Genomic DNA, 25,428 nt, shown 5'->3' on the forward strand with positions numbered 1-25,428 from the left:
ATGTCGAGTACGCTTGAAAAGCTTCAACTTATGATTGTCGAGCTATTTGGAATACGGCTAACAGAAATCGAATTGGACATTCCTTTGCAATATGTTGGAATGGATGCTTCCAATCTGGAAGAATTGCGAATTTTCATTGAAGAAAACTACACAATTGATATGTCCGTAGTTGAAGAAGAACACCACGAAGTAGACATCGATATGCCAGCACAAAATCTGAAGGATCTAACCCTGCGACAGATTGCTAGTTGGGTAGATGCTTGGATCAATCGAGATGAAATGCATCCTCGACATCATGTTAGATGCGCGAAACCATCTTAAGACAAGAGCCTTTGATTGGAAAAGTTACTCGCAAATTGTAGATGCAAAATTAGTCTCCGCCCATTCAGCATCAATCGGTTCTCTGTATCAGAAGAATGCCAAAGAGTTCTGCGAATTTGTGCCATCGAGCATCACAATGATGAGATCAAGTCGCTTCTGACCTAGGAAGGGTTCGGTTGCAGAAGAGAATATCAGCATTGCACATTCACTACCAGATAGTAGGGGCGTCACTGACTGCATTGGGTCAACGGACCTTCAGGCTCACAAATTTTCATCGAATTGAACGTTTCCTAATGGCGTAGAGCAGTCGCTCAGAGGTTCCACGTTGAGGGTCCGGAGTGGGTCGAATGTGTGAGTTCGCCTATGTCCGCTTTGCGGCAACGAATTCTTTAAGCGCTATTTCCGGTTTGGGTTAGGAAGAGACCTTCAAGCACCCGCAAAGCACTGAATTTATATGACGGCTTTCGGTGGTGAACCGGACATCCCTGCAGCCCAAACAGGTATCTTTTTCAGCAAGTCCCGTGGATGCTGGATGCGGGTTTTAATTGATAGCATGTGCGATCAGTTATGCACTCTTTGGTTCTTTTGACTCAAAATGTAGATAATCAGCCCAAAGTTGCATGGCTTTGTGTCGTTCTTCGAGATACATCAAATGAGGTTTATCGAGGTAAGCGGCTTCGATCTTGTCTTTTTCGATATGACTAAGTTGCACTTCGATGATATGGGGCGGGAACTTGCCCTTGTCTTTTAGCCATGTTGATGCGACCGTACGTACACCGTGGGGCACGATACCTAACTTGTGTACGCGAAAGGCTAAAGAGAGTGCATCGCGACAGAATGCATCTTCTCTCTGGTTTGATGGAAACAGCCATGGAGTGTTTCCAGTCACTTCCTTCAGCTCTATAAGGAGCTCGATTGCCTGGCTTGCCAACGGAACGATATGCAACCTTTTCATTTTCATTCGTACTGCCGGAACTTCCCATTCTTTTTTTTCAAAATCGAACTCATCCCATCGCGCACCCATGGTCTCAGAGCCACGTAGCCAGACAAGGAATTGAAGCTTCATCGCCGAGCGCATGATAAACTTTTCGTAGGTTTCAATAGATTGGAAAGAGGCTTGTATGCTGTCCGGGATCTGCTTTGGTTTTGGAGCAACCTTGTGAAGCACGCCCTGCATATCGATCATCGTGTACGGCGGACGCTTACCACCTTGGATCGCATATCTGATGATCATGGTGACAAGATCCATGCACTTCTTCGCCAAGCTGTTTGATCGCTTATCAATCTTGCGCAGGAGCGGAACGACCTCGGGAGCGTGAATGTCTTTGATGTCTCGATGCCCAAGAGCGGGGTAAAGATCGTTCTTAAGGCACTCCAGATATTTCTTGACAGTCGCTTCAGCAATCACAGACTTTTTCCATGAAACGAAATTCTCAGCAACCATTTTGAAGGTATTAACCTCAGGTACGACCTCAGGAGACACTGGATTTATACCTTGGCGAATCTTGGCAGCCATTCTTGCGGCAATTTCTCTCGCCTCACCCAGAGTTGTTTTGGGGTATGGAGAAGCACCTGGTAATGCTGCCCGGGTATCTTTGCCATTGAACAAATATTTCATCCGCCAAAGTTTCGCTCCGTTTGGCTGAACCAATAAATGCAGTCCGGTCACTTTTCCATCAAAGAGCGCTTTTGACGTGACTTTCCCATCTGCGGCAACCTTGGGTGATGCGTTTCGAATCTTGACGTCTGACAAAATGGGAATAATTTTGGGCATTTTTTGGTAATACGGATTAACCTATTACCATCAGTGTTGCAAAAAAACCATTGGCATGTCAATTCTGGAGGTGACAACTCAAGTCATTTTATGTCAACGCAACTTATTGATTATATTTATTACAAACTTTCCATAGATCGAGTAGGAGACGGGTCACCCCCGCCGCCCTCTCACAACACCGGACGTACGGATTGCGCATTCGTCTTATGGTTCCACTTTTGCACGATTACGCAATGGGATTTATTTTTATAAAAATGAATAGTGCATGCCTGATAAAAATGGCTTGCAATCAATAACTTTTATGGATTTATTGTTTTTTGTACTTTTATGGTAACACGGCTGATCGTACTACCATCAGTGTTACCATAAAGCGTCTGGCTGGAGACAAACGATGCCAGATAAGAAGAAATAAAAATTACATTAACTAACTGATATTATTTGATTTTTTTGATATAGTAATATTTACTGATATCGTTGACACGCATTTTCCAGAGACTTTTAAATCTCTTTATAATCAAATACTTACAAATTATGGTGCGGGGCAAGGGACTCGAACCCTCACGTCCTTACGGACACAGCCACCTCAAGGCTGCGCGTCTACCAATTCCGCCAACTCCGCATGTTGCTTATTATTTTTATTATTTTGGTATTTGTTGCGATTTTGAATCGCTTGTTTCAGCAGCTGCCGACGCAGGCATAGACTGCTGCTGCAGCTTTTGCACGTCAACTTTATCCAGCACGCTCTGCTCTTTGGAAGGACGCGAATATATATAAGTCAACGAAAGACTGGTGATGAAGAATATCGTCGCCGCTATCGCCGTGCTACGACTCAGAAAATTGGCTGAACCACTAGACCCGAACAAACTCCCTGCGGACCCGGAGCCGAACGCCGCTCCCATATCCGCCCCCTTGCCGTGCTGGATCAATACCAAACCGATCAACACAACTGCGGTTATCACATGCACTACCCAAACTAAATTTTCCACAAACCACTCCGAAACGAATCAATCACTTACCTACTGACCTGCGCGGCAGATCCCCAAAAACTCTTCGGCGACCAATGCTGCTCCACCGATCAATCCGCCATCTATATCTGCCATGGCAAACAACGCCGGCGCATTAGCCGCCTTGACGCTACCGCCGTACAGTATAACCAATCCTTCAGCCACATGCGCATCATGTCCGGCAACACGCTGACGAATGAAGGCATGCACAGCCTGCGCTTGTTCCTGCGATGCCGTCTTTCCGGTACCAATCGCCCACACCGGCTCGTACGCTACAACCGCCTTGCCAAAAGCCTGCACTCCGACCAATGCAATCACCGCATCCAACTGTTCAGCGACAACTGATTCTGTCTCGCCACCCTCGCGCTGTTCCAGTGTTTCGCCCATGCAAAGTATGGGAATCAGGCCTGCGCTTTGCGCTGCCGCGAACTTTTCCGCCACCAGTCGACTAGTCTCGCCGTAAATGTTGCGTCGCTCTGAATGCCCTACTATTACATAAGTGCATCCAAAATCCGCGAGCATGGAAGCGGACACTTCGCCGGTAAATGCGCCCTTTTCGAGTTGGTGCACATCTTGCGCACCCCACTTCACCGCCGAAGCAGCCAATTCCTGCTTAAGTTGCGCCAGATAGGGGAAAGGAGCGCAGACCGCAATATCCACACGTGACAATTGTACGGCACCGCTCTTGATGGCGGACAGCAGCGACTCGTTCTGAGCCAGTGACCCATGCATTTTCCAATTTCCAACAACCAGTTTACGACGCATCAGGATCAATTTCCGCCTTTGACTGAAGGCGGCGATAGTACCGATGAAAACAAAAATGGTCAATCCAAGCGCATCCCAACCGCCAAAACCCGCATATCCTCCTCCAGCATCAACCCCTCGCTGATTGTTACACTGTGTAATAATTGTGTAACAAACTCACCTTAAGATGCATCCCGCTACAAACAACAAGCGCAACGAGTAATCCTTATAATTGGGAGAAAAACTGAAATGAGCAAACTGAACCGTCTTCTAAGCAGCATCGGGCTGTCCGCTGCATTGCTGTCTGCTGGTGCGGCTTACGCTGGCGACATCACTGGCGCGGGCGCCACTTTCCCCTACCCGATCTACGCCAAATGGGCTGAAGCCTACAAGGCTCAAACCGACGTGGGCATGAACTATCAGTCTATCGGTTCCGGTGGCGGCATCAAGCAGATCCAAGCCAAGACAGTGGACTTTGGCGCAACCGATGCGCCGTTAAATGAAACTGAATTGGCTGCTTCCGGTTTGACCCAGTTCCCCGCCGTGATGGGTGGCGTGGTGCCAGTCGTCAACATCAATGGTATCGAGGCAGGCAAGCTGAAACTGGACGGTAAAGTATTGGCCGATATCTTCCAGGGCAAGATCACAAAATGGAGTGATCCGCGCATTGCAGCAGATAACGCAGGTATTGCCTTGCCGAATGAGGACATCACCGTGGTACACCGTGCCGATGGTTCCGGCACCACTTTCATCTTCACCACTTACCTTTCGCAAGTCAGTGCAGACTGGAATAAAAGCATAGGTGCGGATAAAGCTGTGGCATGGCCTGTTGGTACCGGCGGCAAGGGCAACGAAGGCGTCGCTTCTTACGTCCAGCGCATCAAGAATTCCATCGGTTATGTGGAATACGCCTACGCCCTGCAAAACAAGATGGCCTTTACGCAAATGAAGAACCGCGATGGCCAGTTTGTCAAACCCGACGACAGCAGCTTCAAAGCCGCTGCAGCCAATGCAAAGTGGGATGCCAACAAAGGTTTCTATGAAATCCTGACCAACGAACCGGGCAAGGACAGCTGGCCCATCACTGGCGCCACCTTCATCCTCGTCTACAAGACTGCGGAAAAAGCAGACAATGCCAAGGAAGTGCTGAAGTTCTTCGATTGGGCATTTACCAACGGCGACAAGCTGGCTTCGGATCTGGACTACGTACCGCTCCCGGCCAATCTGAAAAAGATGATCCGCGATGCATGGAAAGCTCAAATCAAGGATGCTTCAGGCAAAGCACTGTGGAAGTAAGCAATACGTTCTAAGTTATAATTGCGGGGGCTCTAAACGCCCCCGCAATTTTTCAAACTCCTGAAAATCGAATTATGCCGACGTTCCTACAAGAAGCGCGCCTTAAACAACAAGTCGTGCAAGACATGTTGTTCCGCAATCTGACACGTCTCGCAGCATTCGCCGTATTGGCCCTGCTTGCAGCGATCATCGCTTCGCTGGTCGTGGGCAGCATGCCTGCCATTCACGCCTTTGGCTTTGGATTTCTGACCAGTTCCGTGTGGGACCCGGTCAAAGACGAATATGGGGCCCTGATTCCCATCGTCGGTACTCTGGTTACTTCGGGCATCGCGCTGTTGATCGCTATCCCTGTCAGTTTCGGCATTGCCATCTTTTTGACTGAACTCTCGCCAAACTGGCTGCGCCGTCCGCTGGGCATCGCTGTCGAATTGCTGGCCGGCATTCCCAGCATCATCTACGGCATGTGGGGACTGTTTGTCTTTGCCCCTTTGTTTGGCGATTACGTTGAACCGTGGATCAACAACCATATCGGAAAAATGCCTTTTATCGGGCCATTTTTCTCCGGCCCGCCCATGGGCATCGGCATGCTCACTGCCGGCATCATTCTGGCAATCATGGTTATCCCTTTTATCGCTTCGGTGATGCGCGACGTGTTTGATGTCGTACCCGCCATGCTCAAGGAATCCGCCTATGGTCTGGGCTCAACGACATGGGAAGTAATGTGGAATGTGGTGCTGCCATATACCAGGATAGGTGTGGTTGGCGGCATCATGCTCGGCCTCGGACGTGCGCTGGGCGAAACGATGGCCGTCACTTTCGTCATCGGCAACGCAAACCAGCTGAACAAATCCTTGTTCATGCCGGGCAATAGCATCGCATCGGCCCTGGCCAACGAATTCAACGAAGCCGTGGGAACACTATATACCTCTTCCCTCATCGAGCTCGGTCTGATCCTGTTCTTCATTACATTTATCGTCCTTTCGCTCGCTCGCCTCCTGCTGGTCAAGATGGCGCAACGCGAAGGACACGGAGCCTGACATGTCGTATCTATACGCCCGTCGTCGCTTAATCAACATGGTCAGCCTGAGCATTTCGGTGTTCACCATGCTGTTCGGGCTGTTCTGGCTGGGCTGGATATTGTGGACGCTGCTGGTAAATGGTTTGCCCGGCCTCAGCCTGCATGTATTCACGCAGAGCACGCCGCCACCGGGCAGCAATGGCGGACTGATAAACGCCATCGTCGGCAGCCTCATGATGGTCACTGTCGGAGTCCTGATAGGCACCCCGATAGGCATTCTTGCCGGCACCTACCTTGCAGAATTCGGCCAGCGCGGCTGGCTCGCTCCACTCACCCGCTTCATCAACGACATCCTGCTATCCGCACCCTCCATTGTCATCGGCATCTTTGTGTATGCGGTCTATGTTGCCAAGGTCGGGCATTTCGCCGGCTGGGGTGGTGCATTCGCGCTCGCCATTCTGGTTATTCCGGTTGTCCTTCGTACTACCGAGAACATGCTGCGCCTCGTCCCCAACAGCCTGCGCGAAGCGGCGGCGGCACTGGGCGCACCACAATGGAAAGTGATCAGCTTCGTCACCCTGCGTGCCGCACGCGCCGGAATATTGACCGGCATACTGCTTGCCGTCGCGCGCATCAGCGGCGAAACGGCACCACTGTTGTTCACCGCGCTCAACAACCAGTTCTGGTCTAGCGACATGAACAAGCCATTATCCAATCTGCCTGTGGTCATCTTCCAATTCGCGATGAGCCCATACGAAGACTGGCAAAAACTCGCCTGGGCCGGTGCATTGATCATCACCCTGAGCGTACTCACCCTGAACATTCTGGCGCGGGTATTGTTCCGCCAGAAAGCGAATTCCCAATGAGGATCGAAGAAATGACAGCCGAGCAAATCATCTCCGCGCCAAAAGTGATCGTGCGCGACCTGAACTTTTATTACGGGGCCGATCGCGCGCTGAAAGACATCAATCTGGTCATTCCGGAAAAAATGGTCACCGCCTTCATCGGCCCCTCCGGCTGCGGCAAATCCACCCTGCTGCGCACTTTCAATCGGATGTATGAGCTATATCCCAAGCAGCGCGCCACAGGAGAAATACTGCTGGATGGAGAGAACCTGCTGGACAAAAAGCAGGACCTCAACACCCTGCGCGCCAAGATCGGCATGGTGTTCCAGAAACCCACCCCGTTCCCGATGTCCATCTACGACAACATCACCTTCGGCGTGAAGCTGTATGAGAGACTCAGCAGCCACGAAATGGATGACCGCGTGGAATGGGCGTTGAAAAAAGCCGCACTGTGGAATGAAGTCAAAGACAAGCTGAACCAGAGCGGCACCGGTCTCTCCGGCGGCCAGCAACAGCGCCTGTGCATCGCCCGCGCCATCGCCGTCAAACCGCAAGTGTTGCTGCTGGACGAACCCACCTCGGCGCTCGACCCGATCTCTACCGCGCACATCGAGAAGTTGATCGATGAACTGAAGAAAGACTTCACCATCGTCATCGTCACCCACAACATGCAACAGGCCGCTCGCGTTTCGGACTTTACGGCTTATATGTATCTGGGAGATCTCATCGAGTTTGGGGATACCAGTACGGTATTTACCAATCCCAAACGGAAAGAGACGGAAGATTATATTACTGGGCGTTTCGGCTAATCATTCCATTCCATTTGTCCTGATAACCAGCAACTTTGCTGGTGTCTTTTGGCAGCCAGGTCGAATGGCTAGTATTCACATCGGTGCCGCGCGCAGCCGGTGTATCAAAGGATGGACGAAGCCCTCTGGTTTTCTAATTCAAAACCAACACCGTCGGGGTAATGGCGTTTGATGTGCATTTAATATAATCAGCTCCTTACAACACCAGCGCTGTTTTATAGGGAGCTACAGGAAGCAATAAGTTTCGTAAACCTAGTTTCGATTAGCTCATAACAGGTACACGCTTGAATCTCTTCCAAGGGCACCAACTATGGAAAAAGAACCAAAATCAGATTGTCTTTAAAGCTTCGACACTCGCAAAATCTCTTTAAGACCCATATTATTTTTCAACGAGGCAGTTGCATCCAAAAATCGATTTAAAGCCCGATTACAGAAATGCTTCCTATACACAACGTGTAGTGATGACCGCTGTCCGGTGTAAGCTAACTTTGGGCGCTAGCTTTAGTTGGGGCGGTGTTTCGGCGATAGACCTGAATTGGAAGTTAAGGCCGTATCCTCCGACCGCCTCCTTTTCGGCCATAGCGGTCGTTCTGATTATCCCAATTTTGGGTCCGCTTCTAAAGCTATAGCGGAAGTTATAATCTCTCCGGGTGCGACCAAAGATGCAAATCTGGGCAGTGGCTCATGCCAACTAATATTCAGATATTGTGAAGGGTAAACTATCACCATTTAACAGTAATATGGAATTTATCGCAGGATACGGTAAATCCCTGCGCGCGTAGAATACGAAGAATGTCTTCCACAAATTCTTCAGTACCGACCGTCCATCCTGCGTTGTTTTTTCCATGTTCAGCCGCGTCGCGAATTTTCTTCTCAGCCTCTTCAAGAAAAGGATTGAGTCGGAGTAGGCGTGGGTCGGCTTGCCGCATTTTTTCGTCGGTTGTTATTTTTAGAGCTTCTTCCTTGGAAATCATAGTCGCCCCGTCTTGGATATTGTTCTAGTCGGCATTTGCTTTTAGAAGTGCCTTAACAATCATGGAATATTCCTTGTCTGGTCCCGCTTCAAGATTGATCTGAGCCAAGGCCGCAACTTTAAGAACATCGACATGGGTTCTGTATGCCGCATTTAGAGCCACGAGAACCTCTTTTACGCGTGTATATCTTCTCTCAAGCAATTCGGGGCGATTCAGGTCAATTTCTTGTATTGTAATCTCACCCCGAGCGCTTCCATTCCGTTGTACAACCACCGCTCCTAATGCCATCAAGTGATCCTTTGGATCCTCCGCGTAGGGATCTATGAATGGAGCATCCGGGAAAAATTTGTCAGTCTTTATATTGTTGCATTTTCCGCATACAAGCCCAAGATTTGACCATTCATATGCTAGTTCTGGAAATTTGTCGTCGGCTTTAGGCTTGATGTGCTCAACATCACCGAAGTCAATGTGCGTTATCTTGCTTTCGCAGTACATGCACTTGTCACTGGATGCATTTTTCAAGGCCAATTTATTGTCTGAGTGTTTATAGTTACCTGCCGCCAATGCCGCAGGATTAGGGCAAGCTGGTCTTGATAGTTTAATCATTTACGTGATTCCAAAAGCGTCGACATACTGGTCAGAAGTAATTTTTCCATACCAATAGCTTTGAGGTCCCTGCGAAGGTCTTCGAAATAGTTTTCCGTGATAGGCTTGGATGCGTATTCATTCGTTATTTTACGCAAATGCTCTTCTACCCACACAGGCATCGTGAACGATACGCCCAAGACTTCATCTAATATCTCAGTGGCAGTTTTAGGCTCTCCTTGAAAATCAAGTCCAACTGATTCTATCTTACCGACAGCATTGTGTTTAAGCGCATAGACAGCAGAACCTTTAACAGAGCCAACAATTAGTGGGCTATGGGTTGACACAATAAATCTAGCGCTAGGGAATGCATCAATAAGATCTTGTAGCAGGCGACGTTGAAGAGACGGGTGTAAATGATTTTCTATCTCGTCAATCAGGACAGTAAATTCGCCATTTTCTTTGGTCGAGAACATATAGATTTGCCATGCAATATCTATTAGTGAACTTATTCCACCAGAACAGGTTTCAAGAATAAATTGGTCGTTGCTGTTGTTACATACGAAAACGATCTCCATATTTCTGATTTCAATTTTTTGAAAGCCTAGCGTAGTCGGTAGTATTTTCCTTAATACTTGCTCAAACCCCTCAAAATGTCGCACCTGTTCAGCATCTGGGGGCATAACATCAACGCCACCTCGCTTAACACCATATCCGTGAATCATCCAACCAATGAGCGTATTTTTTATGTAAAAGCTACTTGGCTGGTCATTGCTGCCAAAATATCTATTCCGATTTGTGTTGGATACCTCATGGAATGCGTTTGTGCGATCTTTCTTTATCGTTGGAATACTCGTAACTTGTTGGTATCGAAATACTGATCGGTGTGATGGTATGAAAAAACACTTGACTCCTTGTTGACCAGATATTTGTATTGAATATGTTGCTGCGTCATTTTGCGGGATTGTTAGAGGTGCGCTGTGATCATTTGAGTACAGAATTCTGCCTATGACACTCTCCTTATTTGTGTCTTCCCCCATAAAGAAGCGCTGCACATACTTAATAACGCCAGTGAGTTTTTCTGCTCGAGGTGTGGCAAGGAGAGGCTGCTCCCAACCAAAATGTTTTGCCAAGATATTCAAAATAGTTGTTTTGCCGCATCCGTTCGCACCAGTTAATATCGTGAGGCGATCATGAAAATGAATGGAAATCTTTTCGAATTGTTGCCACTTACTAATCTCGATATTTTTAAAGTGCATTGTTTTAGCAACCCAAATGATGTGGAAAATCGAAATTACCATCCCCCGTTCATAAAGCTTTGGGGGGCTTAAATAATGTAGTATTAGGAATCTATCAGTATTTCTCCTTGGCTTCCATAAGAAACAATATATACCGCTTCTGAAGAAGACGGCTCATGAGTCCTTTGGGCCGCTTATGACTTGGAGACGAGATGCCAGTCGCAGCTCAGCTGCTGATAACTGATCGCAGGCGATTTAATTGAGCCCTTTGTATGGCTCGCCCAAAGAGACTAGAACTTCCGCAATTGATACAACAGCAGACGAAGATCCAGGCAACCGAAGCGGCGACTTAGGCCGAGGTCCAGTCATCGGCCATTGCGGACATTTGCGATCGCAGCTTCCAAAGACGGTTCACCCTTCAAAAGCGGCCATTTCGGTGCAGACATGGAATTTAGCAGCAGGCCTTAGAGGCGTCAGCTTCAAGGTTATTCAGCATTCGCGACAATTCATCAAGACTTTGCGCTACCGGTGGCATTCTTATAATAGTTGGTTCCTCGTCTGGGAAGTCTTGCCGCGGGAAAATCGTTCTGTCATTGTTATGCAACCAGAAGCGGTCACGCTCAATGCGGTGTAAATGTATATGGGATGAAATGCCTTCTACCGGATGATCTTCAATTATTTGGGATATCACTATGTTCATAGCTGAGCCCCACCCACCCGTGTTTCCGACCTCTGCTTGCATGAGTCCGCTGTTTATTCCCATTGCATGAGTTATGCCTTCGGCATAGGTTCCTACCATGGACCCACTACCTATACTGACTGCAGTATTGCCGCCTCGAAAGACTTGCGGTTCAAATGTTGGCCAGGAAAACTTGCAGACATAAATCATTGCCCTGCCTGGTATTACGTCCTCGGCCGGATCGGGGCCAACAATAATGAATTGCGATCCATGCTCCTGCAGCTCAGGCGAAAACGACTCGAATACGCTCTTTGCGATCGGTGCCCAGTTTTCGGCAACATAAGGTGGATGCCATGCTGAATTCGGGGGAGCGCCATGCGGAAGGCGTAGAAATTCGCTAATGCTTCTGAGTAACGCGAAGCCGATTTGAACAGAGCCGGCAAACCCCCCAACTAATGAAGGCCCGACGGGATAAGCCTTTCGCAATATATCAAACCGTCTGTTTTCGACGGTGACTTGAATGTCAGAAACCATTATTCCGTAGCCGCCCAGCACAAATGAAGATCCGATTACCCATGTCATGAAAATCCACCCTTCTGTAGTCTATATGTCAGCCATAGCTGGCATTTCTCGGTGACCTGAAATTCTTCGACTATTCATACATAGCAAACCTTACATAACGTTGGTTGCGTCCGCTATTGCCGTTAATTATTCTGCGGACTGGCCAGCCCGTATAATAGCTGTTCTGTGGTGTGCAATTAATGGAGGACACAGTTTGACTCCGCATGAAGAATTATTCACTCTTTCCAAGAAATTGAAGGCAGCCTCAGCTTCCGGTGAGAGCGGCGACATCAGAGATATGTTGGCGGCCTTGGAAGATGCAGCGAATGCGGTCGGAAGGTCATTTTCCGGGTCTTGGCAGGGCTATCACTCTCGCGTCTACTACGCCAATTTCTCACCACCACCTCCGGGCGCGCATTTCAGCCAAGAATGGGGCCTCATGGATACTTACATGTCCAGTCATGGGTCACGGGGAGATTGGTGCGAGTGCGACCCCGAAGTCGTTAAGGAGCACATCCGACGCAAGGCCGGAGATCCAGACTTGACGGATGCGCGCTCGAAAGCTGAGAAGGCCGCGGAAGTGTTTGAGTTTTCCAAGTCCGAACTCGTTTCCATTCTCCAGAGCGAGTTGGATGATCGCGACGATTCCTTTCTAGAGGACTTGATAGCGCAGTTGAACAAGCTGCTTCCCATGTCCCCTTTCGAAATTGCCCAAATAAAAGCTCCAAAGGGACAAATAATGACGAGGGACACGGTTGTATTGGGGCAAGGAACAAAGATACCCCCGCACATAGTTGTCCTTGCCGACGTTCAGTCAATTCGGCAATCCTTCGGCATTTGCAGCGCCGCAGCAGAGATAGCCGCAAAGGCAGCCTCTCATCTGGAACGTAAATCGCGAAAACGCAAAGTGGCAGAACGAATCGGGACGAATGTTTTCATCGGACATGGTCAATCCCATGTCTGGCGTGACTTGAAGGATTTTGTCCAGGACAGGCTTAAGTTACCTTGGGACGAATTCAACCGGGTGCCGATCGCGGGAATTACCAACATAGCTCGGCTGTCGGAAATGCTGGACGCCGCCGCTGTTGCTTTCCTCGTCATGACTGCGGAAGACGAGATGGCCGACGGCGCTCTTCAAGCCAGATTGAACGTGGTGCACGAGGCAGGTTTGTTTCAGGGGCGGCTGGGATTTACAAAGGCTATTGTGCTTCTCGAAGAAGGGTGCCAGGAGTTCAGCAATATTCAGGGATTAGGGCAAATTCGCTTTCCGTGCGGCAATATCTCTGCGGTGTTTGAGGAAATCAGACGTGTGTTGGAGCGCGAGGGATTGATCGAATGAAGAACTCGCGGCTCTCACATAATATCGTGGTCAACACGGACGCCTTGCGGCCTGCTTCCGCAACGCGCCAGTTGCCTTTGCGTTAGGTTGCTTTAAACCTGTCTCAACTTCTAAAGGCTATTACACATGGCGACAACAAAACCCACGAGTTACCTCCGCAGGTACACTGACCTACCAGCGCTGCTATATTTGCTTCACGAACAAAAAATCACACTTCTTGATCCAAAATCGTGGGATGACAGTAACGATTCCCACTACTTGTCGCAGTACAAGGAAAAGAAAAAACTCAAGTCCGTTTTGGCGCTCTGCTTTTCTCAAACGGCGGAAACATACCATCACTGGCGCGTGTTTTCCCCTGGCCCTTCTGGCGTGTGTATTGTGTTCAATCGCGCACCTCTGCTTGCTTCATTCAAGCTCCATAAAGTCAAAACACAAGATGTCGAATACCTTACACTCGTCAACGCAAGAAAACGCAGCTTTCGTACCAACGAACTCCCATTTATTAAGCGTGCCGCTTTCAAGCCTGAAAGCGAGTTTCGTGCGGTCTTCGAATCAGCTACCGAAGAGCTTCCTAGTATCAACATCCCTATTGATCTCAGTTGCATTCGTAGCATCTCGCTGAGTCCTTGGCTTCATAAGAGCCTTGCTCAAACAACAACCACAGCAATTCGCGCAGTAGATGGTTGCAAAAAACTCAAGGTTTCCAAATCAACTCTCATTGCCAATGAAGAATGGAAATCCATTGCAGCAAAAGCAACCTAGACCTACCCTCAAGCGAGACTGTGCAAAAGCGCGCAGCCCCTTACCTCAGTTGATGTCCGCTCTGATCAGCTAAGCAGTCAAATTTCAGAGCACTCTGATTTGGCCGCTATGGCCGAATTGAAGACGGCCTGGAAGTCAGCCAAAGCCGCCCTTGCGTATCATCCGAGGTGACGGCAGCTAGGCACGACTCCAATGTAATGGAGTCGAATTGATTGACTATGGTGAGCAACTTATTGCTCACCATACGGTTTTGATCTTCGCTTTTCTTTCCCCTGTGCGCCGCCTCGATAGTTCGCAAACAAGCGGAGGTTTATGCGAGCACTGTTTGAGTTCCGCGGCTGGGTACGTTTTTTGTACCCCACCAGGGCGAGTTGCGCAGCCCCGCTTGTTGATGAAATATCGAGAGAACCCCGAAGGGGCGGCAAACCAGGGTCGCCTTTTTTTTGGTTACTTTTTCTTTGGCGAAGGAAGAAAAAGTGACTGGCTGTCGGGCTACCCCCGACGATTTTGGCTCTGCAGGATGCCGACTAATAAAACCTTACCCCGCCACTTCCCTCACCACCCCCGCAATCCTCTCCGCCCACATCTTGACCTGCACCCCATCTTCCCCCTCCACCATCACCCGCAACAATGGTTCCGTCCCGGACGGACGCAACAGCACCCGCCCTTTGCCATTCAAGTCACGTTCGGCTTTGGCCACTTCTGCCTTGACCGGCGTCATCTCCAGCAATTCGGCCGCCTTGCCTTTCACTTTCACGTTGATGAGTATCTGCGGATACATTTGCAGATCGCTCGTGGCCTGTGCCAGGGTCTGTTGCTTCATGCGCAGGGCGCATAGCACCTGCAATGCAGACACGATGCCGTCGCCGGTACTATGCTTGTCCAGGCAGATGATGTGGCCGGAATTTTCGCCTCCGAGTTGCCATTTCTTTTCCTGCAAGACCTCCATCACGTAACGGTCGCCCACTTTGGCGCGAGCGAACGGAATGGCCAGTTTCTGCATGGCATGTTCGAAAGCAAGATTGGTCATCAGGGTGCCGACCACACCGCCGTGCAGTGTGCCCAGTGCCTGGCGGTGCTTGGCGATGATGTAGAGCAATTGGTCGCCGTCGTAGAGCTTGCCTTCGGCGTCCACCATAATGAGACGGTCACCGTCGCCGTCGAGCGCAAGGCCAATATTGGCGTGTTGTTCTTTCACCGCTTGTTGCAGGTTCTTGGGGGATGTCGCGCCGTAGCCTTCATTGATGTTCTTGCCGTTCGGTTCCGCGCCGATGGCGATGACATCCGCACCGAGTTCGTGGAAGACGTGCCGAGCGATATGATAAGTTGCACCATGCGCGCTATCCACCACGATCTTCATGCCGCGCAGATTCATGTCGGCCGGAAAAGTGCTCTTGCAGAATTCGATATAGCGCCCGACAGCGTCGTCGATACGCTTGGCCTTGCCGAGGCTGCCCGAAGGATTGGTCTGCATCGGGTTATCCAACTCGGCTTCGATGGCCTGCTCGACTTCGTCCGGCAATTTCATGCCGCTGCCCGAGAAAAACTTGATGCCGTTGTCATCGAATGGATTGTGGGATGCGGAGATGACCACACCTGCCTGCAAGCGCAGCGCCCGAGTCAGATAAGCCACTGCGGGAGTCGGTATCGGACCGGCCAGATAGACATCGATGCCGGCTGCAATGAGTCCTGCTTCAAGTGCGGATTCCAGCATGTAGCCGGAGATGCGAGTGTCCTTGCCTATAAGCACTCCCGGACGCTCGCTCTGCACATGCTCGGTTTTTGCCAGCACTTTGCCTGCAGCGTAGCCCAGCAGCATCACGAATTGCGGTGTGATGGGATGCTCTCCCACTCGCCCGCGCACACCGTCGGTGCCGAAATATTTTCTGCTCATCTCATCCCTCGCTTAACGCATTCCAAATCTTCAATGCATCGACAGTCTCGCGCACATCGTGCACACGCACGATGGATGCGCCGCGCTGCACCGCCAATAAAGCCGCTGCCACACTCGCAGCCATTCGGTCGCTCACTTCGCGTCCGGTGATCGCGCCCAGCATGGACTTGCGCGACACCCCGGACAGGACCGGCACACCCAAAGCGCCGAATGCTGCCAGGCCGCGCAACAGGTCGAGATTATGCCCCAGTGTCTTGCCAAACCCAAAACCCGGATCGATCACGATGCGCTTGCGCGCGATGCCTGCCGCTTCGGCGACAGCCATGCGTTCACGCAAAAAGGCGCTCACCTCATCCGTGACATTCTGATACTCCGGTCGTTGCTGCATGGTCTCTGGCTTGCCTTGTTTGTGCATCAGGCACACTGCCGCATCGCTCCCGGCGACCACTGCCAGTGCGCCCTCCGCCTGCAATGCGTTGATGTCGTTGACCATGCTTGCGCCTGCCGCCAAGGCGGCGCGCATCACTCCGGGTTTGTATGTGTCGATAGAGATCGGTACGGAAATGCCGCGCAAACCTTCAATCACGTGCAGCACGCGATCCAGTTCTTCTTGCTCGTTCACTGTAGCCGCACCGGGCCGGGTGGATTCGCCCCCGATATCCAGGATGTCCGCACCGTCATCAATCAGTTGCCGCGCATGGGCAACGGCATCAGCAGTGGTCATGTGATGTCCGCCGTCTGAGAACGAATCCGGCGTGACGTTGACGATGCCCATCACAAGAGGGCGCGAAAGATCGAACTGGAATTTTCCGCAATGGAACATTGGAAATCTCTAGAAACTCATTTATCGGGATGCAGCGCAAGGCGCGCGAAACACAGCGGCTGAGACATACCTTTCCGAAGCCAAGTTTGGACAGGCGAGAACGCGAGCACCGCGCAACACAACTATGCGCCCATAATATGAGTTTATAAGGGTTGCCATAGAAAACGGGGGCCAAGCCCCCGTGTGTAAGTTAGACGCCTTCAGCAGGCTTGTTGGTCGCTGTTGCCGTCGGTGCTTCATCCTTCGGCGGCTCAGGTGCCTTGTTGCTGCTCAGGCTTGGCTTGGGCGGACGCGGCGGATTGCCCGCCATGATGTCGTTGATCTGATCGGCGTCAATGGTTTCCCATTCCAGCAATGCTTTGGTCATTGCTTCGATCTTGTCGCGATTCGCTTCGATCAGGCTGCGCGCCAACGCGTATTGCTGGTCGATGATGCGACGAATCTCGGTATCCACTTTCTGCATGGTCGCTTCGGAGATGTTCTTGTGCGAAGTCACCGAGCGTCCAAGGAACACTTCGCCTTCGTTTTCGGCGTACACCATCGGGCCGAGCGCATCCGACATACCCCACTGCGTGACCATCTTGCGAGTCATGTCAGTAGCGCGTTCGAAATCGTTGGAAGCGCCGGTGGTCATCTGGTGCATGAATATCTCTTCGGCGATACGACCGCCGAACAGCACAGCGATCGTGGACAGGATGCGATCCTTGTCCATGCTGTAACGATCTTCAGAAGGCAATTGCATGGTCAGCCCCAGCGCGCGACCGCGCGGGATGATGGTGACCTTGTGCACAGGATCTGTCTTGGGCATCAGCTTTGCAACCACAGCATGGCCGGACTCGTGATACGCCGTATTGCGGCGCTCCTCTTCCGGCATGATCATGGACCTGCGCTCTGCGCCCATCATGATCTTGTCCTTGGCCGCCTCGAAATCTTCCATATCGACGAAGCGTTTGCCGCGCCGCGCGGCAAACAAGGCCGACTCGTTCACCAGATTGGCCAGATCGGCGCCGGACATGCCGGGAGTACCGCGTGCCAGAATATCTGCCTTCACATCCGGCGCCACCGGCACCTTGCGCATATGCACCATGAGTATCTGCTCGCGACCGCGGATGTCAGGCAGCGGCACCACGACCTGACGGTCGAAACGGCCCGGGCGAAGCAGCGCTGGGTCGAGCACATCGGGACGGTTGGTCGCGGCAATAACGATCACGCCGGAAGCGCCTTCGAAACCGTCCATCTCAACCAGCAATGCGTTCAGCGTCTGCTCGCGTTCATCATTGCCTCCGCCCAGTCCCGCGCCACGCTGGCGTCCGACTGCGTCGATTTCGTCGATGAACACGATGCACGGCGACTGCTTCTTGGCCTGCTCGAACATGTCGCGCACGCGCGCGGCACCGACGCCGACGAACATCTCGACGAAATCGGAACCGGAAATGGAGAAGAACGGCACCTTGGCTTCCCCAGCGATGGCCTTGGCCAACAGCGTCTTACCCGTACCGGGGCTGCCCACCATCAGTACGCCGCGCGGAATACGCCCACCGAGGTTCTGGAATTTGGTCGGGTCTCGCAGAAAATCGACCAGTTCGGAAACCTCTTCCTTGGCCTCGTCGCAACCTGCCACATCGGCGAAAGTCACTCGTTCCTTGGCATCGTCCAGCATGCGCGCCTTGCTCTTGCCGAACGAAAATGCGCCACCGCCCTTGCCGCCCTGCATCTGGCGCATGAAGAATATCCACACGCCGATCAGCAACAGCATCGGGAACCACGATACAAAGATGCTCATCAGGAAGGACTGCTCCTCTTCCGGCTTGGCTTCGATCTTCACTCCGTTCTTGAGCAGGTCGGAAACCAGCCACAGGTCGCTGGGCGCATAGGTAGTAATGCGCTTGCCGTCGGTGGTCGTCGCTTTCAGGGTACGGCCTTCGATAGTCACCTTCTCGATATGGCCCGATTTCACTTCATCGAGAAATTGCGAATAATCCAACTGCGCTTGCGCCGTCGATTGCTGGCGCGCGTTGAATTGATTGAAGACGGTCATCAGCACCAATGCGACAACCAGCCAGATTCCGACACTTTTGAATAAATTGTTCACACATGCTCCTTATGAGCGGTAATACGAAGTTGCATTAGACACTGTCCGGGGCTATTACTCAAGCTTGCCCAGCCCCACCAAATACTGCTCGCTACTGCGGTCGCGCGATGCTTTCGGCTTGCGCGTAACCACTTTTGAAAAGTGGTTACGCGCAAGCTTCAGATAATCCTCAAACCCGACGCCTTGAAACACCTTCACCAGAAACGATCCGCCAGGCGCCAAATGGTGGACAGCGAAATCCAGCGCCAGTTCAGCCAGATGCATGGCTCGCGCCTGATCTGCCGAACTCACACCGCTGATATTGGGCGCCATATCCGAAATTACAAGGCCAATCTGGCGTCCTTCCAGCTTTTCCTCAAGTAGAGCCAGTACACTTTCTTCGCGGAAGTCGCCCTGAATGAACTCCACCCGCGGCAACGGATTCAACGGGAGCAAGTCCAGCGCGATTATTCGCCCCTGCTGGCCAAGCTTGCCTGCGACCACCTGGCACCACCCGCCGGGTGTCGCTCCCAGATCCACTACCACCATGCCGGGCTTGATGAGGTGATCGCGTTCGTCGATTTCCAGCAGCTTGTAGGCGGCACGGGAGCGATAGCCGTCCTTCTGTGCCTGCTGCACATAAGGATCGTTTACATGCTCGCGCATCCATTGTTTGCTGGTTTTAGAAGCCTTCATCGTTTAGAATCCGCGCCTTAAATCTGGGAAACCACTCATTATGTTAACTCTCTCCGTTTTACAGCGCCGCGACCTCAAGGCGCGCGCGCATGCACTCAATCCTGTTGTCATCATCGGCAATGCCGGCCTGACGCCTGCCGTTCTGGATGAAATCGAGCGTAGCCTGAAAAGCCATGATCTGCTGAAGATACGCGTGATGAACGACGACCGGGAAGCGCGTGCAGCCATGTTGCAGGAGATATGCGAACAACTGAAGGCAGGCCCGGTACAGCACATAGGCAAGATACTGGTCGTGTTTCGCCCGCTGGAGGTTCCAATCGCCAAGCCCCCCAAACGTCGCCAGGGCAAAGCCGTTCAAAGCAAAAAACAACTCGGCAGCCGCACCTGATCCTTCCCGATACACGGGAAGGAAACACCTGACTAAACGTACTGAACTTCCACCACTTCGTATTCGCGGATACCACCCGGCGCCCGCACTTCCGCGATATCTCCAACCACCTTGCCTATCAATGCCCGCGCAATCGGTGAGCTGATGGAAATCTTGCGTTTCTTGATGTCGGCTTCATCGTCGCCGACGATCTGGTAGGTCACAACATCGCCGTTGTTGGCATCTTCCAGTATCACGGTCGAACCGAACACGCAGCGTCCATCCGCATTAAGCGTTTTCGGGTCGATGACCTGCGCGCTGCCCAGCTTGAATTCCAACTCGACGATGCGTCCTTCCACAAACGACTGGCGCTCCTTGGCTGCTTCGTATTCGGCGTTCTCCGACAAGTCGCCCTGTGCACGCGCTTCCGAGATAGCGTTGATGACCCAAGGCCTGTCCACCGTCTTCAGGCGGTGCAACTCCTGGCGCAATAATTCGGCGCCGTTCACAGTCAAAGGAACTTTACTCATGCCGCTTTCCCCTTCTTTCTATTTTTTCTATTTATCCAGACGACGGTGCAGGGACTGCACGTCATAGACCTGCAACTCGGCCAGATGCTGCATGCCGAGGCAGGCAGCGCGCGCACCGGCAAGCGTAGTGTAGTATGTCACACGCCCCTGCAGAGCGGCATGGCGGATCGAATACGAATCGCGCATCACGGAAGGTCTGCTATCCACCGTATTGACGATGAGGCTGACATCGCCGTTCTTGATCATGTCCACGATATGCGGACGCCCTTCGGCAACTTTGTTCACCACGGTCACATCGACTCCCGCCGCAGTGATGACCGACCCGGTACCGCGTGTGGCAAGTATGGTGAAGCCCAGTTGCTTCAATGTACGCGCAACCTCCACTGTGCCCGCCTTGTCTTCTTCGCGCACGCTGATGAACACCTTGCCGCCCTTCGGCAACTTCACGCTGGCTGCGAGCTGGGACTTGACGAAAGCTTCGGCAAAAGATTCGCCCACGCCCATCACTTCGCCCGTGGACTTCATCTCCGGGCCGAGAATGGTATCAACGCCGGGGAATTTGATGAAGGGGAACACCGCTTCTTTCACCGAGTAATAAGGAGGAATGATTTCTTTGCTCACACCCTGTTCCGCCAATGTCTGACCTGCCATGCAGCGCGCGGCGATCTTCGCCAGCGGCACGCCGGTAGCCTTGGATACAAAAGGCACGGTACGCGAAGCCCGCGGATTCACCTCCAGCACGAACACGGTCTCGCCCTGGATGGCGAACTGCACGTTCATCAAACCGACCACGTTCAGCGACTTCGCCATCGCGACTGTCTGGCGGCGCAATTCGTCCTGCAGCTTGACTGACAATGAGTAAGGCGGCAGCGAACAAGCCGAATCGCCGGAATGCACGCCCGCCTGCTCGATATGCTCCATGATGCCGCCGATAATGACTTGCACGCCATCAGACACAGCGTCCACATCCACTTCGATCGCATCGTTCAGGAACCGGTCGAGCAGGATGGGCATACGCTCCGGATAGGTCTTGGACATCTCCTCGGCATCGCGCATATAACGTTCGAGATCGGACTGCGCATGGATAATTTCCATGGCGCGACCGCCCAGCACGTTGGATGGGCGCATCACCAGCGGATAACCGATCTCGGCGGCACCGGCCACTGCATCGGCCACGTTGCTTGCCGTACGATTCGGAGGCTGCTTCAGATTCAAGTTGCGCAACATCGCCTGAAAACGTGCGCGGTCTTCCGCACAGTCGATCATGTCCGGTGTGGTGCCGATGATGGGCACGCCATTCTTCTCCAGGCCGCGCGCCAGCTTGAGCGGAGTCTGGCCGCCGTATTGCACGATCACGCCGATGGGTTTCTCCACCGCCACCACTTCCAGCACGTCTTCCAGCGTCAGCGGCTCGAAATACAGGCGATCGGAAGTGTCGTAGTCGGTTGATACCGTCTCGGGGTTGCAGTTGACCATGATGGTCTCGTAGCCGTCTTCACGCATCGCCAGCGCGGCATGCACACAGCAATAGTCAAATTCGATGCCCTGGCCGATGCGATTCGGTCCGCCACCCAGCACCATGATCTTTTTGTTGCCGGTAGGCTGAGACTCGCATTCTTCCTCATAGGTCGAATACATATAGGCGGTGTTGGTGGCGAACTCGGCAGCACAGGTATCCACGCGCTTGAACACCGGGCGCACACCCAGCGCATGGCGGTATGCGCGCACCGATTCATCGTCGATACCCAGCAATTTAGCCAGTCGCGCATCGGCGAAACCGCTGCGTTTTAGCGTGCGCAGATGATCCGCGCTCAGGCTTTCCAGCGTATGGCCGTCCAGCGACTTCTCCTGACGGATCAGGTCTTCGATCTGCACCAGGAACCAAGGGTCTATCTTGCTGACGTTGAACACTTCTTCCACGCTCATGCCGAGGCGGAAGGCGTCGCCCACCGCCCAGATACGGTCCGGGCCGGGTGTGCCCATCTCCGACACGATCGCTTCACGGTCGCTGTATTTTGTGTCCAGACCATTTACGCCGACTTCCAACCCGCGCAGGGCTTTCTGGAACGACTCCTGGAAAGTGCGGCCGATGGCCATCACCTCGCCCACCGACTTCATCTGCGTGGTCAGGCGGTCATTGGCTTGCGGGAATTTTTCGAAGGCGAAACGCGGGATTTTGGTCACAACATAGTCGATGGTCGGTTCGAACGAAGCCGGGGTCGCACCGCCGGTGATGTCGTTCTTGAGTTCGTCCAGCGTGTAGCCGACGGCCAGCTTGGCCGCAACTTTCGCAATGGGGAAACCGGTCGCCTTGGAGGCCAGCGCCGACGAACGCGACACGCGCGGGTTCATCTCAATCACCACCATGCGCCCGTCTTTCGGGTTGATGGAGAACTGCACGTTGGAACCGCCCGTCTCCACGCCGATCTCGCGCAGCACCGCCAGCGAGGCATCGCGCATGATCTGGTATTCCTTGTCGGTCAGCGTCTGCGCCGGGGCGACCGTGATGGAGTCGCCGGTATGCACGCCCATCGGGTCGAGGTTTTCAATGGAACAAATGATGATGCAGTTGTCGTTGCGGTCGCGCACGACTTCCATCTCGTATTCTTTCCAGCCGAGCAGCGATTCTTCGATCAGCAGTTCTCGTGTGGGCGACGCTTCCAGGCCGCGCTCGCATATCTCGACGAACTCCTCGCGGTTGTAGGCGATACCGCCGCCGCTGCCGCCCATGGTGAAGGAAGGGCGGATGATGGTCGGGAAGCCCAATGCCTGCTGCACCTGCAAGGCTTCTTCCATGCTGTGCGCGATGTTGGAACGGGCAGAAGCCAGACCAATACGGGTCATCGCCTGTTTGAATTTCTCGCGGTCTTCCGCCATGTCGATGGCATCGCGCGAAGCGCCGATCATCTCGACCTTGTACTTTTCCAGTACGCCGTGCTTGGCCAGATCCAGCGCGCAGTTCAGCGCGGTCTGTCCGCCCATGGTCGGCAGGATCGCATCCGGCTTTTCCTTGGCGATGATCTTCTCCACCATCTGCCAGGTGATCGGCTCGATGTAGGTCGCATCCGCCATGTTCGGATCGGTCATGATGGTGGCCGGATTCGAGTTCACCAGGATGACGCGGTAACCTTCTTCCTTCAGCGCCTTGCAAGCCTGCGCGCCGGAATAGTCGAATTCGCACGCCTGCCCGATGACGATGGGGCCGGCGCCGATGATCAGAATGCTTTTTATGTCAGTACGTTTTGCCATTCTTTTTGGGAAGGGTAAAGGGTAAAGGGGGAAGGGTAAAAAGCGTCGAGTGCGCCACCCTTCTCCCTTCCCCCTTCTCCCTTCACCTCCTCAATTCCATCAATCCAATAAATTTATCGAACAACCCATCCACGTCATGCGGACCTGGACTCGCCTCGGGGTGTCCCTGAAAACAGAACGCGGGCTTATCGGCCAATTCGAAACCCTGCAGCGTTCCGTCGAACAGCGAGATATGGGTGACGCGCGCGCTCTTGGGCAGCGTAGTTCCATCCACGGCAAAACCGTGGTTTTGGCTGGTGATCATGACGCGCTTGGTCCGGGTATCCTGCACCGGATGATTGGCACCGCGATGGCCGAACTTCATCTTCACGGTCTTCGCTCCCACCGCCAGCCCCATGATCTGATGTCCCAGACAGATGCCAAACAGCGGGATGCCGACTTCGAGGAATTTCTGCGTCGCCACAATCGCGTAATCGCAGGGCTCCGGATCGCCGGGGCCGTTAGACAGGAACACGCCATCCGGCTTCATTTCCAGCACCTCGGCGGCGCTGGTTTTGGCGGGCACTACGGTGACGCGGCAACCGCGCTCGGCCAGCATGCGCAGGATATTGCGCTTCACGCCGAAGTCGTAGGCCACTACGTGGAAGGATTTGGGATTTAGGATTTGGGATTTGGCTGCATCGCCTTTCCCCAAATCCGAAATCCCAGCTCCCAAATCCTGATACCCAACGCCCAATTCCCACTCGCGCTGCGTCCATTCGTAGGATTTGTCGCAACTCACCACTTGCGCCAAGTCCATTCCTGCCAATCCGGCAAAGTTGCGCGCCGCTTTCAACGCGGCCTCCACATCATTGCCTGTTGCGATGCAGCCGTTCTGCGCACCCTTGCTGCGCAGGATGCGCGTCAGCTTGCGCGTATCGATACCCGCGATGGCGACCACATTGTTGGCCTTGAGGTATTCAGGCAGGGACTGTGTACTGCGAAAGTTACTGACCGTCATGGACAGGTCGCGAATGATGAGACCGCTGGCAAATACCTGGCGCGATTCGACATCCTCGGGGTTACAGCCTACATTGCCGATATGCGGGTAGGTCAACGTGACGATCTGCTTGCAATAGGACGGGTCGGTGAGGATTTCCTGGTAGCCGGTAATGGCAGTGTTGAACACCACCTCGCCGACGCTACTGCCGGAGGCACCGATGGCGGTTCCGCGAAACACTGTCCCATCGGCTAAAACTAGAATGGCAGGACTTGTTTGCGACACCGGATGCTCCCTTGAACTGGACATAAAGAAGCGGGAAGAACATTGCGTCCATCCCGCTTTTGGATTGTCGTGCATTATAGCGGATTAGCGGGGCGGCATCAAACGGAAGCATGGACCTTGCGACTGCCGAGTACGGTCGGCACCTTATAATTTGCGGCGTCAGCGCCTCTGTCGCACCCGAATCCATCCCAGCCAACTGCATGAAAATTAAGTCATATGTTTGAAGTCATCGTTTTGGCAGTCGCGCTCAGCATGGATGCCTTTGCCGTTTCCATCGGTCTCGGTTCCAAAGGAAATACCCGCGGACTGGGTTTGAAGGCAGGTTTGTTCTTCGGCAGCTTTCAGGCCCTGATGCCCTTCATCGGCTATCTGGGCGGTAAAGGCGTGCTTGGCTGGGTCGAGGCCTACGCCCACTGGATCGCCTTTGGTTTGCGGGCATGCCTGATTATCGGCGTGACCACTTTTATATTCAGCTGGATGGGTGTCGTAATTGGCAAAAGCAGCGGGACCTGGCTTGAAAGTAAAGCCGAGATTTTCGGTGGGGTGGTACTGATTTTGATCGGGATCAAACTGCTTGTTTATTGA

Annotated in this window: 23 protein-coding genes and 1 tRNA gene; 9 read left to right on the forward strand and 15 right to left on the reverse strand. The window is 52.8% G+C overall.

All coding sequences use genetic code 11. From position 1 onward, the window contains the following. On the forward strand, window positions 1–321 hold the full coding sequence (locus QOY30_RS11540) for a hypothetical protein (protein ID WP_283744770.1): 321 nt from the start codon (window positions 1–3) through the stop codon (window positions 319–321). Window positions 322–886: 565 nt separating this feature from the next. Here QOY30_RS11540 and QOY30_RS11545 read toward each other — a convergent pair. The 4 genes from QOY30_RS11545 to tpiA form a co-directional block, all read right to left on the reverse strand. Beyond that, window positions 887–2,095, reverse strand: a complete 1,209-nt coding sequence (locus QOY30_RS11545) for a tyrosine-type recombinase/integrase (protein WP_283744771.1) — start codon at window positions 2,093–2,095, stop codon at window positions 887–889. Window positions 2,096–2,627: 532 nt separating this feature from the next. Beyond that, a tRNA-Leu gene (locus QOY30_RS11550) sits at window positions 2,628–2,714 on the reverse strand. A 19-nt stretch (window positions 2,715–2,733) separates the two neighbouring features. Continuing rightward, on the reverse strand, window positions 2,734–3,081 hold the full coding sequence (gene secG, locus QOY30_RS11555) for a preprotein translocase subunit SecG (RefSeq protein ID WP_283744772.1): 348 nt from the start codon (window positions 3,079–3,081) through the stop codon (window positions 2,734–2,736). Window positions 3,082–3,111: 30 nt separating this feature from the next. After that, on the reverse strand, window positions 3,112–3,864 hold the full coding sequence (gene tpiA / locus QOY30_RS11560; RefSeq protein WP_283744773.1) for a triose-phosphate isomerase: 753 nt from the start codon (window positions 3,862–3,864) through the stop codon (window positions 3,112–3,114). A gap of 228 nt (window positions 3,865–4,092) precedes the next feature. Between tpiA and pstS the strand changes: the two genes are divergently transcribed. The 4 genes from pstS to pstB all read left to right on the forward strand — a co-directional run bounded on the left by pstS (window position 4,093) and on the right by pstB (window position 7,811). Next, window positions 4,093–5,139, forward strand: coding sequence for a phosphate ABC transporter substrate-binding protein PstS (gene pstS, locus QOY30_RS11565; RefSeq protein WP_283744774.1), 1,047 nt, complete (start codon window positions 4,093–4,095; stop codon window positions 5,137–5,139). A gap of 74 nt (window positions 5,140–5,213) precedes the next feature. Further along, a complete protein-coding gene (gene pstC, locus QOY30_RS11570) occupies window positions 5,214–6,176 on the forward strand; it encodes a phosphate ABC transporter permease subunit PstC (protein ID WP_283744775.1) in 963 nt (320 codons plus the stop codon). Window position 6,177: 1 nt separating this feature from the next. Then, window positions 6,178–7,023, forward strand: coding sequence for a phosphate ABC transporter permease PstA (gene pstA, locus QOY30_RS11575; RefSeq protein ID WP_283744776.1), 846 nt, complete (start codon window positions 6,178–6,180; stop codon window positions 7,021–7,023). An 11-nt stretch (window positions 7,024–7,034) separates the two neighbouring features. Next, window positions 7,035–7,811 (forward strand): phosphate ABC transporter ATP-binding protein PstB, encoded by a 777-nt coding sequence (gene pstB / locus QOY30_RS11580; RefSeq protein WP_502958712.1) that lies wholly within the window; start codon window positions 7,035–7,037, stop codon window positions 7,809–7,811. A gap of 722 nt (window positions 7,812–8,533) precedes the next feature. Here pstB and QOY30_RS11585 read toward each other — a convergent pair. From QOY30_RS11585 to QOY30_RS11600, 4 genes are all read right to left on the reverse strand, one after another. Next, window positions 8,534–8,785: a hypothetical protein gene (locus tag QOY30_RS11585; RefSeq protein WP_283744778.1), complete on the reverse strand. Its 252-nt coding sequence runs from the start codon at window positions 8,783–8,785 to the stop codon at window positions 8,534–8,536. A 24-nt stretch (window positions 8,786–8,809) separates the two neighbouring features. Beyond that, window positions 8,810–9,391: an HNH endonuclease signature motif containing protein gene (locus QOY30_RS11590; RefSeq protein ID WP_283744779.1), complete on the reverse strand. Its 582-nt coding sequence runs from the start codon at window positions 9,389–9,391 to the stop codon at window positions 8,810–8,812. Further along, on the reverse strand, window positions 9,388–10,671 hold the full coding sequence (locus tag QOY30_RS11595) for an AAA family ATPase (protein ID WP_283744780.1): 1,284 nt from the start codon (window positions 10,669–10,671) through the stop codon (window positions 9,388–9,390). The genes QOY30_RS11590 and QOY30_RS11595 overlap by 4 nt, the downstream gene beginning before the upstream one ends. Window positions 10,672–11,059: 388 nt before the next feature. After that, window positions 11,060–11,869, reverse strand: a complete 810-nt coding sequence (locus tag QOY30_RS11600) for a hypothetical protein (RefSeq protein ID WP_283744781.1) — start codon at window positions 11,867–11,869, stop codon at window positions 11,060–11,062. A 193-nt stretch (window positions 11,870–12,062) separates the two neighbouring features. Between QOY30_RS11600 and QOY30_RS11605 the strand changes: the two genes are divergently transcribed. Further along, window positions 12,063–13,187 carry a TIR domain-containing protein gene (locus tag QOY30_RS11605; RefSeq protein ID WP_283744782.1) on the forward strand — a complete coding sequence of 375 codons (1,125 nt, stop codon included), beginning with the start codon at window positions 12,063–12,065 and terminating at the stop codon, window positions 13,185–13,187. Window positions 13,188–13,313: 126 nt separating this feature from the next. Next, window positions 13,314–13,949, forward strand: coding sequence for a DUF2971 domain-containing protein (locus QOY30_RS11610; protein ID WP_283744783.1), 636 nt, complete (start codon window positions 13,314–13,316; stop codon window positions 13,947–13,949). A gap of 538 nt (window positions 13,950–14,487) precedes the next feature. On the opposite strand, the gene glmM is transcribed toward QOY30_RS11610, so the two are convergent. The 4 genes from glmM to rlmE form a co-directional block, all read right to left on the reverse strand. After that, entirely contained in the window at window positions 14,488–15,843 is a 1,356-nt protein-coding gene (glmM, locus tag QOY30_RS11615) for a phosphoglucosamine mutase (RefSeq protein WP_283744784.1), read from the reverse strand. Window position 15,844: 1 nt separating this feature from the next. After that, window positions 15,845–16,666 (reverse strand): dihydropteroate synthase, encoded by an 822-nt coding sequence (gene folP / locus QOY30_RS11620; RefSeq protein WP_283744785.1) that lies wholly within the window; start codon window positions 16,664–16,666, stop codon window positions 15,845–15,847. Between the two features lie 190 nt (window positions 16,667–16,856). After that, window positions 16,857–18,758: an ATP-dependent zinc metalloprotease FtsH gene (ftsH, locus tag QOY30_RS11625; RefSeq protein ID WP_283744786.1), complete on the reverse strand. Its 1,902-nt coding sequence runs from the start codon at window positions 18,756–18,758 to the stop codon at window positions 16,857–16,859. Window positions 18,759–18,812: 54 nt separating this feature from the next. Then, window positions 18,813–19,433, reverse strand: coding sequence for a 23S rRNA (uridine(2552)-2'-O)-methyltransferase RlmE (gene rlmE, locus QOY30_RS11630; RefSeq protein WP_283744787.1), 621 nt, complete (start codon window positions 19,431–19,433; stop codon window positions 18,813–18,815). A gap of 40 nt (window positions 19,434–19,473) precedes the next feature. Between rlmE and QOY30_RS11635 the strand changes: the two genes are divergently transcribed. Further along, on the forward strand, window positions 19,474–19,821 hold the full coding sequence (locus tag QOY30_RS11635; protein ID WP_283744788.1) for a YhbY family RNA-binding protein: 348 nt from the start codon (window positions 19,474–19,476) through the stop codon (window positions 19,819–19,821). A gap of 32 nt (window positions 19,822–19,853) precedes the next feature. On the opposite strand, the gene greA is transcribed toward QOY30_RS11635, so the two are convergent. From greA to carA, 3 genes are all read right to left on the reverse strand, one after another. After that, the gene (gene greA, locus QOY30_RS11640; protein WP_283744789.1) at window positions 19,854–20,330 is read right to left on the reverse strand and encodes a transcription elongation factor GreA; all 477 of its coding nucleotides are present in this window, start codon (window positions 20,328–20,330) and stop codon (window positions 19,854–19,856) included. Window positions 20,331–20,357: 27 nt separating this feature from the next. Next, entirely contained in the window at window positions 20,358–23,579 is a 3,222-nt protein-coding gene (gene carB / locus QOY30_RS11645) for a carbamoyl-phosphate synthase large subunit (RefSeq protein WP_283744790.1), read from the reverse strand. A gap of 82 nt (window positions 23,580–23,661) precedes the next feature. Beyond that, window positions 23,662–24,843 (reverse strand): glutamine-hydrolyzing carbamoyl-phosphate synthase small subunit, encoded by a 1,182-nt coding sequence (gene carA / locus QOY30_RS11650; RefSeq protein WP_283744791.1) that lies wholly within the window; start codon window positions 24,841–24,843, stop codon window positions 23,662–23,664. Between the two features lie 216 nt (window positions 24,844–25,059). Between carA and QOY30_RS11655 the strand changes: the two genes are divergently transcribed. After that, the gene (locus tag QOY30_RS11655; RefSeq protein ID WP_283744792.1) at window positions 25,060–25,428 is read left to right on the forward strand and encodes a manganese efflux pump MntP; all 369 of its coding nucleotides are present in this window, start codon (window positions 25,060–25,062) and stop codon (window positions 25,426–25,428) included.

Origin of the sequence: Sideroxydans sp. CL21 (assembly GCF_902459525.1) — a bacterium.
Lineage (GTDB): Bacteria > Pseudomonadota > Gammaproteobacteria > Burkholderiales > Gallionellaceae > Sideroxyarcus.